Annotated in this window: 14 protein-coding genes; 4 read left to right on the top strand and 10 right to left on the bottom strand. The window is 65.5% G+C overall.

Features of this window, described 5'->3' with window-relative positions:
• Positions 1–186 precede the first annotated feature (186 nt).
• The 3 genes from ACTJLD_RS36845 to ACTJLD_RS36855 form a co-directional block, all read right to left on the bottom strand.
• Positions 187–930 (bottom strand): amino acid-binding protein, encoded by a 744-nt coding sequence (locus tag ACTJLD_RS36845; protein ID WP_440661208.1) that lies wholly within the window; start codon positions 928–930, stop codon positions 187–189.
• Positions 931–1134: 204 nt separating this feature from the next.
• A complete protein-coding gene (gene ispH / locus ACTJLD_RS36850; RefSeq protein WP_021160756.1) occupies positions 1135–2115 on the bottom strand; it encodes a 4-hydroxy-3-methylbut-2-enyl diphosphate reductase in 981 nt (326 codons plus the stop codon).
• 2 nt (positions 2116–2117) lie between these two features.
• Complete coding sequence (locus tag ACTJLD_RS36855) at positions 2118–2573, bottom strand: FKBP-type peptidyl-prolyl cis-trans isomerase (RefSeq protein WP_027786673.1); 456 nt, start codon at positions 2571–2573, stop codon at positions 2118–2120.
• Between the two features lie 135 nt (positions 2574–2708).
• Here ACTJLD_RS36855 and radC point away from each other — a divergent pair, with 135 nt between their 5' ends.
• The 4 genes from radC (at position 2709) to nadB (ending at position 5885) form a co-directional block, all read left to right on the top strand.
• Positions 2709–3482, top strand: a complete 774-nt coding sequence (gene radC, locus ACTJLD_RS36860; RefSeq protein ID WP_440661210.1) for a RadC family protein — start codon at positions 2709–2711, stop codon at positions 3480–3482.
• Positions 3483–3719: 237 nt separating this feature from the next.
• Positions 3720–3953, top strand: a complete 234-nt coding sequence (gene rpmB / locus ACTJLD_RS36865; protein ID WP_004186391.1) for a 50S ribosomal protein L28 — start codon at positions 3720–3722, stop codon at positions 3951–3953.
• Positions 3954–3970: 17 nt separating this feature from the next.
• The gene (gene rpmG, locus ACTJLD_RS36870; RefSeq protein WP_006478046.1) at positions 3971–4138 is read left to right on the top strand and encodes a 50S ribosomal protein L33; all 168 of its coding nucleotides are present in this window, start codon (positions 3971–3973) and stop codon (positions 4136–4138) included.
• Between the two features lie 160 nt (positions 4139–4298).
• Entirely contained in the window at positions 4299–5885 is a 1587-nt protein-coding gene (gene nadB / locus ACTJLD_RS36875) for an L-aspartate oxidase (RefSeq protein WP_027786671.1), read from the top strand.
• A gap of 88 nt (positions 5886–5973) precedes the next feature.
• On the opposite strand, the gene nadC is transcribed toward nadB, so the two are convergent.
• The 7 genes from nadC to purN form a co-directional block, all read right to left on the bottom strand.
• The gene (gene nadC, locus ACTJLD_RS36880) at positions 5974–6858 is read right to left on the bottom strand and encodes a carboxylating nicotinate-nucleotide diphosphorylase (RefSeq protein ID WP_440661212.1); all 885 of its coding nucleotides are present in this window, start codon (positions 6856–6858) and stop codon (positions 5974–5976) included.
• On the bottom strand, positions 6855–7991 hold the full coding sequence (gene nadA, locus ACTJLD_RS36885) for a quinolinate synthase NadA (protein ID WP_021160750.1): 1137 nt from the start codon (positions 7989–7991) through the stop codon (positions 6855–6857). Before nadA ends, nadC begins: the two co-directional genes overlap by 4 nt.
• Before the next feature lie 32 nt (positions 7992–8023).
• Positions 8024–8161, bottom strand: coding sequence for a hypothetical protein (locus tag ACTJLD_RS36890; RefSeq protein ID WP_155648074.1), 138 nt, complete (start codon positions 8159–8161; stop codon positions 8024–8026).
• Between the two features lie 179 nt (positions 8162–8340).
• The gene (locus tag ACTJLD_RS36895; RefSeq protein ID WP_027786669.1) at positions 8341–9534 is read right to left on the bottom strand and encodes a DesA family fatty acid desaturase; all 1194 of its coding nucleotides are present in this window, start codon (positions 9532–9534) and stop codon (positions 8341–8343) included.
• Positions 9535–9755: 221 nt separating this feature from the next.
• Positions 9756–11120: a mechanosensitive ion channel family protein gene (locus tag ACTJLD_RS36900; RefSeq protein WP_059697752.1), complete on the bottom strand. Its 1365-nt coding sequence runs from the start codon at positions 11118–11120 to the stop codon at positions 9756–9758.
• Positions 11121–11138: 18 nt separating this feature from the next.
• Positions 11139–12404 carry an RsmB/NOP family class I SAM-dependent RNA methyltransferase gene (locus ACTJLD_RS36905; protein WP_021160747.1) on the bottom strand — a complete coding sequence of 422 codons (1266 nt, stop codon included), beginning with the start codon at positions 12402–12404 and terminating at the stop codon, positions 11139–11141.
• Complete coding sequence (gene purN / locus ACTJLD_RS36910) at positions 12401–13063, bottom strand: phosphoribosylglycinamide formyltransferase (protein WP_021160746.1); 663 nt, start codon at positions 13061–13063, stop codon at positions 12401–12403. The genes ACTJLD_RS36905 and purN overlap by 4 nt, the downstream gene beginning before the upstream one ends.
• Positions 13064–13143: the final 80 nt, after the last annotated feature.

Here is a 13143-nt window from a genome sequence, read left to right on the forward strand (position 1 = left end):
GGAGGACGGTGCGCCCCGCGGGTAAGCGAGGAATCGCGCCTTCTCGGCGACACTGCGGGTACTAGTCGATACCGGTAAGGGTGGATCGTCCCGGCGCGCGCCGCCCGGCCTGTACGGCCGGACTTGCCGCCGGAGCGGATACAGAAACGGCACCGCACTGTTCCGGTGCCGTCATGAGTCCCGTCGCTAAATCGTCACGACATCGAGGACGGTGTTCGTGGCCTCCTTGAAGTCGTAGGGCAGCATGCCGAGACGGCCATCGTCCGGTTGCCCGGCATCCGTGCCTTTTCCCGTCCGGTGCGAGGCGAGCCCCGCATCCGGGCAGATCGGATTCCGTGTCGCGCCGCCCCGCAAGGCACCGCGAACGCCGTGCCCGACATTCGTCAGGACTGCGTCGGAATCCATCGTACGAACCAGGCCGCGCGCCGCGACACCATTGCTCGCTGCAACACGCTGTTTCGTCGAATCGAAATGAAAGGGGGCCGGCGACATCGGCACGCTGCCCGCAGCGCCGGGCACCATGGCCGGCCTGCGTCGATCGGCGCGCATGGTCGCTGTCACGCCACGACCGGCGGCTTGCTGCATTGCAACCTGCGTGCCCGCTGCCTGACCGTTCGCCAGGCCAAGCGCGTTGATTTCCTCGATCGCCAAACGTGCCCCGTTTTCCTTGTCCTTGCCCAATTGCGCGATGCGGCACGCGAACGGTGCCGCACGAACGGTTCCGGCGACGCGCACGCCGCTGGCCGGCGGTGCCGCGAACACCGCAGCCTCCCTCCCCGCCCCGCCGTCGCTCTTTTTGCTGCAGCCGGCAAGCATTGCAACCGGTGCGGCGACGGACACGGCGTAAGCCAACTTCACATGCATCGAATGGTCTCCCGCGCCTTGCCAAAACCCGATTTCAAAGCCATTCAGGCCTGAAAACGGGCGCATTGTAACTCCATTTATAGGACGCCAATAATCCTGATTCGATGGGGTTTTCCTGCATTGCAACCAATTTTGAGAGACGCTTGAAAACGACAGGAGCAACCGGGTTGCACCATGAATGCGGAGAATGGTTGCGATTACAATTCCGACGGGTAAAAAAAAGCGCGCCGGGAGGCGCGCTTCGGTGTGTCCGCAGGTGCGCTGCGTCAATCACGCGGCGGGCGGCAGGTTCAACCCGCGCGGCAGCGGAAACGACACGTTTTCCTCGATGCCTTCGAGCGCGCGGACGTTGCGCACACCGAGCTCGCGCAGACGCGCGATCACGGCCTGGGCGAGCACTTCGGGTGCCGACGCGCCGGCCGTCACGCCGATGCGGCGCTTGCCCGCGACCCATGCCGGGTCGATCTGGTCGGGTGCATCGACCATGTAGGCGTCCACGCCGCGCTTCTCGGCCACTTCGCGCAGGCGGCTCGAATTCGAGCTGTTCGGGCTGCCGACGACGATCACGACATCGCATTGCGGCGCCATGAACTTCACTGCGTCCTGGCGGTTCTGCGTCGCGTAGCAGATGTCCTGCTTCTTCGGCTCGCGGATTTTCGGATACTTGGCCTTCAACGCGCCGATGATCTCGGCTGCATCGTCGACGGACAGCGTCGTCTGCGTGACGAGCGCGATGCGCTCGGGATCGGCGAGTTCGAGCTTCTGCACGTCCTCGACGCTCTCGACGAGATGCATGCCGCGCTCGACCTGCCCCATCGTGCCTTCGACTTCCGGATGGCCCTTGTGGCCGATCATCACGATGTCGACGCCGTCCTGGCGCATCTTCGCCACTTCGACGTGCACCTTCGTGACGAGCGGGCAGGTTGCGTCGTAAATGCGCAACCCGCGCACGTCGGCCTCGTCGCGCACGGCCTTCGACACGCCGTGCGCACTGAAGATCACGGTATTGCCGGCCGGCACTTCCTCGAGTTCCTCGACGAAGATCGCGCCTTTCTTCTTCAGATCCTCGACCACGTACTTGTTGTGGACGATTTCGTGACGAACGTAGATCGGCGCACCGTGCATCGCGATTGCGCGCTCGACGATCTCGATCGCGCGATCGACACCCGCGCAAAAACCGCGCGGCTGGGCCAGCAGGATTTCGGCGTCGGCTGCGACGGTCTGCCCGGACAGCGTATCGGTGGTGCTCATGATTACAGGATTCCGATGATTTTCACTTCGAACGTGAGCGCTTGGCCCGCGAGCGGATGATTGAAGTCGAACAGTGCCGAGGTTTCGCTGACTTCCTTCAGCACCCCCGCGTACCGGCCGCCGTCCGGCGCATTGAACTCGATCAGTTCGCCCGGCGTGAAATCGTCGCCGACCATCCCGTTCTCGCGCAGCGTCGACAGCGTGACGCGCTGGAGCATGTCGGGATTGCGGGGACCGAACCCCTGTTCGGGCGTTAGCTGAAAAGTCGAATGGTCGCCGACCCTGAGCCCGATCAGAATCTGTTCCAGCGACGGCGCCAGTTGCCCCGCGCCGAGCAGCAGCGTGGCCGGCTTGTCGGTGAAGGTGTTGACGATGTCGGCGCCGTCGGCCAGTGCCAGCCGGTAATGCAACGTGACGTGGGAACCGGGCTTCACTTCGGATAGATCGATGAGGCTCATGAATTACTCGTTCGGTCGGCGCCCGATACGGCCGAAAGGCCCGGCGCAAAGCCAATATTGTAAGTCACCTGAGCGCGCAAGGCGGAAAGTGCGACGACGTCGCGCACACCGCCCGCCGCCAATGGAGTTTCGAGCATGCTGTCACCCTGCCTCACCCCGCCGCCCGTCGAATGCCGCGACACCGCCGATCTATCTGCCGCTCCGCCCGGCCGCGGCCTCCCGATCCGCCGGCGCAAGCGCCGCCCGCGCGACTGGCGGCCCGAGCGGCCGCGCGAGCGATTGCTGGAGCGCGGGCCGGCCGCGCTGACCGACGACGAACTGATCGCCCTGCTGCTCGGCACCGGCAAGCCGGGGCACGACGTGTTCGTCACGGCCCGCGCGCTGGTCGGGCAGTTCAAGACGTTGCGCGGGCTGCTCGAGGCAACCGCCGACGATTTCGAGGCGCACCCCGGCATCGGCCCCGCGCGCTCCGCGCGGCTGGTTGCGGTCACCGAGATCGCGCGGCGCGTGCTGAAGGAGAAAGCGCGCGAGAAGAGGCTGATCGATTCGCCCGGCGCGGTCGAAGACTATCTGCGGATGAAGATCGGTGCGCGCCCGCACGAAGTGTTCGCCGCGGTCTACCTCGACGCGCGCCATGGCCTGATCGACACCGAGGAAATCACGCGCGGCTCGCTGACTCGCATGGCCGTCTACCCGCGCGAGATCGTGCGCCGCGCGATGGTGCACAACGCCGCGGCGCTGATCGTCGCGCACAACCATCCGTCCGGCGCGGTGCAGCCGAGCGCGGAGGATCGGCGCCTGACCCGCGTGCTGCACGACGCGCTCGCGCTCGTCGACGTTCAGCTGCTCGATCACGTCGTCATCGGCACCAGTGATACTTTTTCGTTCGCACGGGCCGGTTGGCTGTAGACTGTGCGGTTGCGGCCCGCCTAAGGGCGCCGCAACGGCGATGCGAAATTAGGTTTGATTTTTCTGAACTTTTTCTGCTAGAATCGCCGTCTGTCTTTTTTCCAACCAGTTCTAGCCATCGAAGGGCCTTGTCTGTAAGGGCTTCGGCGTTCTGAGTGCAGCCATGGATCACGTGGCGGTACGATGGAACCTTCATCGGCGATCGAACCCCGAATTTAGCGTATTAGGAGTGCTCTCATGGCACGCGTATGCCAAGTAACTGGGAAAGCGCCGATGAGCGGCAACAACGTTTCCCACGCCAACAACAAGACGAAGCGCCGCTTCCTGCCGAACCTGCAAAACCGCCGGTTCTGGGTGGAGAGCGAAAACCGCTGGGTGCGCCTGCGCGTCTCGAACGCCGGCCTGCGCCTGATCGACAAGAACGGCATCGATTCCGTGCTCGCTGACCTGCGCGCACGCGGCGAAGCCTAAGCCCAAGGAGCACAATCATGGCAAAAGGCGCACGCGACAAGATCAAGCTCGAGTCGACCGCTGGTACGGGTCACTTCTACACGACCACGAAGAACAAGCGCAACATGCCGGAAAAGATGGCGATCAAGAAGTTCGATCCCGTCGTCCGCAAGCATGTGGAATACAAAGAAACCAAGATCAAGTAATCTCCGGTTTCTGCCAGCCTGACGGCGACCGAAAAGCCCCGCACATGCGGGGCTTTTTGTTTTGCGCGCACGCGCCGGCGCGACGCGGTATGCTCTCCCCTTTCCGCGGCTGCGGCCGCCGGAACGCACAAGATCAAAAGCGTAACGATGGAGATGCAGCATGAAATTCGACGTGGCGATCGTCGGCAGCGGCCTGGCAGGGCTGTCGGTCGCACTCAACCTGGCCAGCACGCGACGTGTCGCGCTGATCGCGAAACGTTCGATGATGGAGGGGGCCAGCGATAACGCGCAAGGCGGCATCGCGGCCGTCCTCGATTCGGCGGACAGCATCGAGAACCACGTCGACGACACGCTGGTCGCCGGCGGCGGGCTGTGCGACGAAGGCGCGACGCGCTACATCGTCGAGCACGGCCGCGAAGCGATCGAATGGCTGATCTCCCAGGGCGTGCCGTTCACGAAGGACGACGCAGCCGAGCTCGGCTTCCACCTCACGCGCGAAGGCGGCCACAGCCACCGCCGGATCATCCACGCGGCCGACGCGACCGGCCACGCGGTGCTCGCGACGCTGTCGGCGCGGGCGCGCCAGCATCCGAACATTACGTTCTTCGAAAACCACCACGCGATCGACCTGATCACGTCGGACCGCCTCGGCCTGCCCGGCCGCCGCTGTCACGGCCTGTATGCGCTCGACGTCGACAACGACCGCACGATCACGATCGAGGCGCCGCATACGGTGCTCGCGACCGGCGGCGCCGGCAAGGTCTACCTGTACACGACGAACCCCGACACCGCGACCGGCGACGGCATCGCGATGGCGTGGCGCGCGGGCTGCCGCGTGTCCAACATGGAATTCATCCAGTTCCACCCGACCTGCCTGTTCCATCCCTATGCAAAGTCGTTCCTGATCTCGGAAGCCGTGCGCGGCGAAGGCGGCCTGCTGAAGCTGCCCGACGGTACGCGCTTCATGCCCGCGCACGATCCGCGCGCCGAACTCGCACCGCGCGACATCGTCGCACGCGCGATCGACTTCGAGATCAAGAAGCGCGGGATCGACTGCGTGTATCTCGACATCAGCCACCAGCCGGAAGCGTTCCTGCGCGAGCACTTCCCGACGATCCACGCGCGCTGCCTCGAATTCGGCATCGATATCGCGAAGCAGCCGATTCCCGTCGTGCCGGCCGCCCACTACACGTGCGGCGGCGTCGTCACCGATCTCGCCGGGCGCACCGATCTCGCGGGCCTGTATGCGGTCGGCGAAACGTCGTACACCGGGCTCCACGGTGCGAACCGGCTCGCGAGCAACTCGCTGCTCGAATGTCTCGTGATCGGCCGCGCGGCGGCCGACGCGATCGAGGCGGCCGGCTTCGATGCCGAAACGCCCGCCACGCTGCCCGCGTGGGACGAAAGCCGCGTGTCGGATGCGGACGAGGAAGTCGTCGTTGCGCACAACTGGGACGAGCTGCGCCGCCTGATGTGGAACTACGTCGGCATCGTGCGTACCGACAAGCGTCTCGAACGCGCGAAGCACCGGCTGTCGCTGCTGCGCGACGAGATCCAGGAGTACTACGCGAACTTCCGCGTGACGCGCGACCTGCTCGAACTGCGCAATCTCGTCGACGTGGCGACACTGATCGTGAAAAGCGCGTACTCGCGCCGCGAAAGCCGCGGGCTGCACTACAGCCGCGACTGGCCGCACACGCTGCCGAAGGCGCTGCCGAGCGTGCTCACGCCCCGCTCGCGCCGCTGACCGCCCGCCGTTCCCGGCTGCGGCCCACGAAAAAAGCCGCTGGCGTTTGCGCGCCAGCGGCTTTTTTGTCAGACGGTATGTCGCGCGGTCAGTCGACGATACGCATCGAATAGTCCGTCGCGCGCACGTCCTTCGTCAGCGCGCCGATCGAGATACGGTCGACACCCGTTTCCGCGAACGCACGCACCGTATCGAAATTGACGCCACCCGACACTTCGAGCACAGCCTTGCCGTTCGCGACACGCACCGCTTCACGCATCATGTCGAGCGTGAAGTTGTCGAGCAGCACCGACTGAGCGCGGTGCGCGAGCGCCGTATCGAGTTGCGCGAGCGTCTCGACTTCGACCTGCACGGGCACGCCCGACTCCAGCGCGAACGCCGCGTCGAGTGCCTCGCCGACACCGCCTGCCGCTGCGATGTGGTTCTCCTTGATCAGGATGCCGTCATACAGGGCGAGACGCTGGTTCTCGCCGCCGCCGACACGCACAGCGTATTTCTGCGCGAGCCGCAGGCCCGGCAGCGTCTTGCGCGTGTCGAGGATCTTCGCGCGCGTGCCTTCGACGCGCTCGACGTAACGGCGCGTCGCAGTCGCGACACCCGACAGCAACTGCAGGAAGTTCAGTCCGTTGCGCTCGGCCGTCAGCAGTGCACGCGCCGGCCCTTCGAGTTCGCAGACGGTCGAATCGGGCGTCATCCGGTCGCCTTCGCGATAGCGCCATTGCACGACGATCGCCGGATCGATTCGTGCAATCACGGCCTCGAACCACGGTACACCGCACAGCACGGCGTCCTCGCGCACGATGATGCGCGCCCGGCGACGCCCGCCGGCCGGCACGAGCCGCCCGGTCTGGTCGCCCGTGCCGACGTCTTCCGCGATCGCATCGGCCACGTTGCGCGTGATCGCATCGTCGAATGCCGCGCCGTATTGCTCGCGGACGACGTCGAACAGCGGGGATACGGCTGCGTTCGTCATGCAGCCCCCACGTTCGCAAACAGTTGCTGGTCGCGCTGCAGATCGCCGCTCGCCTGCACGCGCTTCTTGTGCGCCGCTGCGAAATCGAGCATCCGGTCGATCGGCAGACGGGCACGCTCACCGATCGCGGGATCGACGAAGATCTCGTTGTGACCGCGTTCGAGCACATCGGCGAGGTTCGCGAGGCCGTTCATCGCCATCCACGGGCAATGTGCGCAGCTCTTGCAGGTTGCGCTGTTGCCGGCCGTCGGTGCAGCGATGAAGGTCTTGCCGGGCGCCGCAAGCTGCATCTTGTGCAGGATGCCGAGATCGGTCGCGACGATGAAGCGCGTCGCGTCGAACTTCACGGCTGCGTCGATCAATTGCGTCGTCGAGCCGACGACGTCCGCCTGTGCGACGACATTTTCCGGCGATTCGGGGTGGACGAGCACCTTCGCGTCCGGATACTCGGCGCGCAGCAGGTCGAGTTCGATGCCCTTGAACTCGTCGTGGACGAGGCACGAGCCTTGCCACAACAGCATGTCCGCGCCGGTTTTCTTCTGGATGTAGCTGCCGAGATGGCGATCCGGCGCCCAGATGATCTTCTCGCCGCGCGCATGCAGGTCGGCCACGATCTCGAGGCCGATCGACGACGTGACCATCCAGTCCGCGCGCGCCTTCACGGCGGCGCTGGTGTTCGCGTAGACGACGACGGTACGGTCGGGATGCGCATCGCAGAACGCCGAGAATTCGTCGACCGGGCAGCCGAGGTCGAGCGAGCAGGTCGCATCGAGGTCGGGCATCAGGATCCGCTTGTTCGGGCTCAGGATCTTCGCGGTTTCGCCCATGAAGCGCACGCCGGCGACGACCAGCGTCTGCGCGTCGTGATCGCGGCCGAAGCGGGCCATTTCGAGCGAGTCGGCGACACAGCCGCCCGTTTCGTCGGCCAGTTCCTGCAATTCGGCGTCGACGTAGTAGTGCGCGACCAGGACGGCCTTTTCACGCACGAGCAGCGCCTTGATACGTGCCTTCAGTGCAGCGCGCTCTTCGGCGGACGGTGCGTCGGGCACCTTGGCCCATGCCTGCCCCACGCCGCAAACGGTCCCTGCTGCGACGGGCCGATCGTATTCGACGGGTTTGATCGTCGATTGCATCTCCATATCTCCTGTCGATCCAAGTTAGCGCTTTAGCGCTTACTTGGATCCCATGCTTCGCGGTCGATCCAAGTTTGTGCTTTGGCGCTTACTTCGATCCATGCTTCGCGGTCGATCCAAGTTAGTGCTTTGGCATTTACTTCGATCCATGCTTCGCGGTCGACCAGCATCAGCGCCTTGGCGCCCCCTCCGGCCTCACCCCTGTGCTCGCCCCGGGGCAACCATTCGCCGCTGCCCCAAGCCTCATACAAATCCGGCCCTGCCGATCACCTTCAAAAACCGGAAGCCCAAATAAAAAACCCCGCCAACGCGGGGTTTTTGACGTCCTTAGATTCTAATCGATTTCGAATCAGGCGTAGCGGCGCAGGCGCGTCGCGAATTCCTGCAGCGCCTTGATGCCGCTTTGTTCTGCGCGATGGCACCAATCCTGCAATTGCGCGAGAAGCTGTTCGCGCGACGCGGTCGAACGATCCCAGATCGCGGCCAGATCCTGGCGGAGCTGGAAGTACGTGTGCAGCTTCTGGCTGTTCGCGAAGATTTCCGGCAGCAGCTTCTTCTGCGGCTCGTCGAGGCCGTCGGCATCCTTGTGGAACCACTTGCGCGCACCGCGCATCAGCTGGTACTTCTCGCCGCCGATTTCCTTCAGGTGCGCGAGCTCCTGGCGGTATGCGCGCTTCACGGCCTTGCCGTAGCGCGCCATCACTTCGTAGCGGTTCGACAGCACGGCCTGCAGCGTTTCCTGGTCGAGCACCGTCTTCGGCTTGTTCAGGCGCGGCGTCGGTGCGACCTTCTTCACCTTCGCGAGACCGAATGCCGACATGATGCGGATGTACATCCAGCCGATGTCGAACTCGTACCACTTGTTCGACAGCTTCGCCGACGTCGCGAACGTGTGGTGGTTGTTGTGCAGCTCTTCGCCGCCGATCACGATGCCCCACGGGAACAGGTTCGTGCTCGCGTCGGCCGAGTTGAAGTTGCGATAACCCCAGAAGTGACCGAAGCCGTTGACGACGCCAGCCGCCCAGAACGGAATCCAGACCATCTGCACGGCCCAGACGGTCAGGCCGAGCACGCCGAACAGCGCGACGTCGATCACCATCATCAGGCTCACGCCGAGGATCGGGTACTTCGAGTAGATATTGCGTTCGATCCAGTCGTTCGGCGTGCCGTGGCTGAACTTGCGCATCGTCTCTTCATTCTTCGCTTCCGCGCGATACAGCTCGGCGCCCTCGAGGAACACCTTCCAGATGCCGCGCGTCTGCGGGCTGTGCGGATCTTCCTCGGTCTCGCACTTCGCATGGTGCTTGCGGTGAATCGCGGCCCACTGGCCCGTCAGCATGCCGGTCGTCATCCACAGCCAGAGGCGGAAGAAGTGGCTCGCGATCGGATGCAGCTCGAGTGCGCGATGCGCCTGGCAGCGGTGCAGGTAGACCGTCACGCCGATGATCGTGACGTGCGTGACGGCGAGCGCGAACAGCGCGACCTGCCACCACGAAAAATGCAGGAGCCCGTGGGAAAGAAAATCGAGCAGGGAATTCAACAAGGCAGTTACCTGTGATGAGAGCGACGCCGGCCCGCGCCAAGCGTCAGAAAAATGAAAGCATACCGCGTGTAGACCAGAATTTTACTTCAACCGTTCCAAGTCTTTGTAAAAAATGAACATTTTCTTGCCCTGACGCAACAGGCGCAGTCCATGGGCGGACTTGGAACGGCCCGCGATCCGGTTCCGACCGCGGGGCCGATACATTTGGCGACCGGCTTGCGCTACGCAGCCGGCGCGCGCCCGTCCGCCGCGCCGTTGCCGGCCGACACGCCGGCAGAAGAAAAGCCGTCGGGCAGCCCCACGACCCGCACTTCGCGCTGCGGGAACGGGATCGAAATCCCGTGCTCGCTGAACAGCCGCCAGATATTGCGGTTCACGGTCGAACGCACGCCGGACGTGCCTTTCGCCGAATCCTCGATCCAGAAACCGAGCTCCAGGTCGATCCCGTCCGCACCGAAACTCACCAGATACGGGGTCGGAGCCGGCTCCGCCAGAACGCGCGGCACATCCCTGGCCGCATCGGCGAGCAACACGAGCGCGTGCTCGACATCGCTGGTGTACGCGACCTGCACCGCAACCTTCGCGTAGCCGCGCGTCAGGTACGACGACTGGTTCTGCACGACGTCGGTGATCAGCTTCTCGTTCGGAATCAGCGTCTCGTTGCCGTCGAGGCCGCGCACGACCGTGTAGCGCGTGCGAATCTGCGTGACGACGCCCTGCAGCCCGCCGACGCTGATCGCGTCGCCGAGCCGCAGCGAGCGGTCGAGCAGGATGATGAAGCCCGACACGTAGTTGCTGGCGATCTTCTGCAGCCCGAAACCGAGGCCGACACCCACCGCGCCGCCGAACACGCCGAGCACCGTCACGTCGATGCCGACCAGCGACAGCCCGATCAGGATCGCCGCGAATACCAGCAGCGCGCGGCCGACCCGCGACAGCACGACCTTCAGGTTCGCGTCGAGCGTGCTTGCGCGCGTGAGGCGATCCTCGAGCACCGAGCCCAGCCACATCGCGACCATCAGCGTCACGCATACCCACAGCGCGCCGGAAATCACCGACAGCAGCGTGAGGTGCGCGTTGGCGACGCGGAACTGCACGCTGTCGAGCCAGCCCAGCACGTCGCGCTGAATGCCCAGCACGGTCAGCACCATCGCGGCCCACACGACGGTCGACACGATCTTCTCGACGATCGACAGCCACGCATGTGTGTGGCCGTCGCGCGCGAACACGCGCCGCGCGAAGAAGAACAGCACGTAGATCAGCCCGATGCCGAACAGCGGCACGAGCGCCAGCGACAGCAGCGACGTCGACATGAACGGGTCGAACGCGAGCTGCGCGGCGCCGACGAAGACGCTGCCGAACAACGGGAACAGCGCGCGCTTCAGGCTTTGCGCGCCCGCGCCGGGTGCGCGGCCGGCCGCCCGGCGGCGTGCATCGATGCGGCCGTGCACGAAGCGCGCGGTCACCCATGCGAAACACAGCGCGCCGACGAGGATCGCCGCCTGCCAGATCATCACCGGCTGGTGGAAGTCGCGAATGACCGATTCCAGCCGGTGCGACAGCAGGCGGCTCTGCAGATTTTCCATCGTCAGTCCGGACGGTCGTTACTGCGCAGCGCGCCGTTCGAGGACGGCGGCGAAGAAACCGTCGGTCGCGTGACGGTGCGGCCACAACGACAGGTAGTCGCCGGTCTCGAGCGCGATGCGCTGGTCATCCAGCACCTTCTGCGCCGGCACCAGCACGAACTCGGGATGGTCGGCCAGGAACTGCTCGACGATGCGTTCGTTCTCGGCGTCGAGCACGCTGCAGGTAGCGTAGACGAGCCGGCCGCCCTTCTTCACCAGGCGCGCGGCGCTCGCGAGGATCGACGCCTGCTTCGGCGTGAGTTCATCGATCGCGGTGCGCGTCTGGCGCCACTTCAGGTCCGGATTGCGGCGCAGCGTGCCGAGGCCGCTGCACGGCGCGTCGACCAGCACGCGGTCGATCTTGCCGGCGAGCCGCTTGATCTTCGCATCGTGCTCGCTGTCGATCAGCACCGGGTTCACGTTCGACAGCCCGCTGCGTGCGAGGCGCGGCTTCAGCTTCGCGAGGCGCTTCTCCGACACGTCGAACGCATAGAGGCGCCCGGTCGAGCGCATCATCGCGCCCAGCGCGAGCGTCTTGCCGCCCGCGCCCGCGCAGAAATCGACGACCATCTCGCCGCGGCGCGGCGCGACCAGCGAACACAGCAGCTGGCTGCCTTCGTCCTGCACCTCGATCGCGCCTTCCTCAAACAGCTTCAGGCGCGTCAGCGCCGGCTTGCCGACCACGCGCACGCCGAACGGCGCGAACGGGGTCGCGCCCGCGTCGATGCCGCTCGCGCGCAGCCCGTCGATGACCTGGTCGCGGCTCGCCTTCTGCGCGTTGGCGCGCAGGTCGAGCGGCGCCGGATAGTTCAGCGCGGCGGCAAGCTGCGCGAGCTCGTCGGCGTCGAAACGGGCCGACAGCGCCTGGTGAATCCAGTCGGGCAGGTTCGTGCGAATGCGCACGGGCAGGCTCGCCGGGTCGATTTTCGACACGTGCTCGAGCCAGGCCGACTCGGTGTCCGACAGGAACGGCTTCAGCGCATTGCGGCCGACCGTCTGCATCAGGCCGAGCAGCGTGAGGCGTCGTGCCGGCGTCCCGGTGCCGCTCTCGGCGAGGTGCGAAAACTCCATTTTCCGGCGCAGCACCGCGAACACCGCCTCGGCGATCACGCCGCGCTCCGCGTGCCCGAGCTTCGGGTGCGCGCGGAAGAACCGGCTCGTCGTCGCGTCGGCGGGGCCGGCGAACTTCAGCACCTCGGCCAGCAAAGTCTCGGTCTGGCCGATCAGGAATCCGTGCAGCTTCATACGCCCTCACTCGTTTCGGTATGCGGTTGATCCGCGAAAATCCAGCGCGCCTCTTCCGGCGCCACCACTGCGCGGCCGTTCTCGAGGCGCAAACGGCCCTCGATGAACCAGCGCACCGCGCGCGGATACAGCACATGCTCGACCGCCAGCACGCGCTGCGCGAGCGCCGCCGCGTCGTCGCCCGCGCGCACGGGCACCGCGCCCTGCGCGACGATCGCGCCGCTGTCGAGCTCGGGGATGACGAAATGCACGCTCGCGCCATGCAGCGCGACACCCGCGTCGAGCGCCTGCTGATGCGTGTGGATGCCCTTGAAGCTCGGCAGCAGCGACGGATGGATGTTCAGCAACCGGCCTTCGTATCGTCTGACGAATGCGGGCGTGAGGATGCGCATGAAGCCGGCGAGGACGACGAGATCGGGCGCGAACCGGTCGATCTCGGCGGCGAGCGCCGCGTCGAAGCTGTCGCGGCCGTCGAACGAGCGGTGGTCGACCACCGCCGTCGCCACCCCATGCGACGCGGCAAAAGCCAGTCCGGCCGCGTCGGGCCGGTTGGCGATCACGGCGGCAATCTCGGCCGGCCAGCGTTCCTGCGCGCACGCGCGGACGATGGCCTCCATGTTGCTGCCGCGACCGGAAATCAGGATCACGAGTTTTTTCATCCGCGAATTTTACCATTCGCCCCCGCCTTTCCCGCCTTCTCGGCCGCCGGCCCGCCCGAACGTTTATAATCTTCTGCTTT

Origin of the sequence: Burkholderia sp. 22088 (genome assembly GCF_052045915.1) — a bacterium.
GTDB classification, from domain to species: Bacteria; Pseudomonadota; Gammaproteobacteria; order Burkholderiales; family Burkholderiaceae; genus Burkholderia; species Burkholderia cepacia.

Coding starts and splice junctions, on each gene's coding strand:
- rpmG (WP_006478046.1), top strand. CDS start 3,971: ATGGCAAAAGGCGCACGCGACAAGATCAAGCTCGAGTCGACCGCTGGT.
- purN (WP_021160746.1), bottom strand. CDS start 13,063: ATGAAAAAACTCGTGATCCTGATTTCCGGTCGCGGCAGCAACATGGAG.
- ispH (WP_021160756.1), bottom strand. CDS start 2,115: ATGAGCACCACCGATACGCTGTCCGGGCAGACCGTCGCAGCCGACGCC.
- ACTJLD_RS36905 (WP_021160747.1), bottom strand. CDS start 12,404: ATGAAGCTGCACGGATTCCTGATCGGCCAGACCGAGACTTTGCTGGCC.
- ACTJLD_RS36855 (WP_027786673.1), bottom strand. CDS start 2,573: ATGAGCCTCATCGATCTATCCGAAGTGAAGCCCGGTTCCCACGTCACG.
- ACTJLD_RS36845 (WP_440661208.1), bottom strand. CDS start 930: ATGCGCCCGTTTTCAGGCCTGAATGGCTTTGAAATCGGGTTTTGGCAA.
- radC (WP_440661210.1), top strand. CDS start 2,709: ATGCTGTCACCCTGCCTCACCCCGCCGCCCGTCGAATGCCGCGACACC.
- nadC (WP_440661212.1), bottom strand. CDS start 6,858: ATGACGAACGCAGCCGTATCCCCGCTGTTCGACGTCGTCCGCGAGCAA.
- ACTJLD_RS36900 (WP_059697752.1), bottom strand. CDS start 11,120: ATGGAAAATCTGCAGAGCCGCCTGCTGTCGCACCGGCTGGAATCGGTC.
- nadA (WP_021160750.1), bottom strand. CDS start 7,991: ATGCAATCGACGATCAAACCCGTCGAATACGATCGGCCCGTCGCAGCA.
- ACTJLD_RS36890 (WP_155648074.1), bottom strand. CDS start 8,161: ATGCTGGTCGACCGCGAAGCATGGATCGAAGTAAATGCCAAAGCACTA.
- rpmB (WP_004186391.1), top strand. CDS start 3,720: ATGGCACGCGTATGCCAAGTAACTGGGAAAGCGCCGATGAGCGGCAAC.
- nadB (WP_027786671.1), top strand. CDS start 4,299: ATGAAATTCGACGTGGCGATCGTCGGCAGCGGCCTGGCAGGGCTGTCG.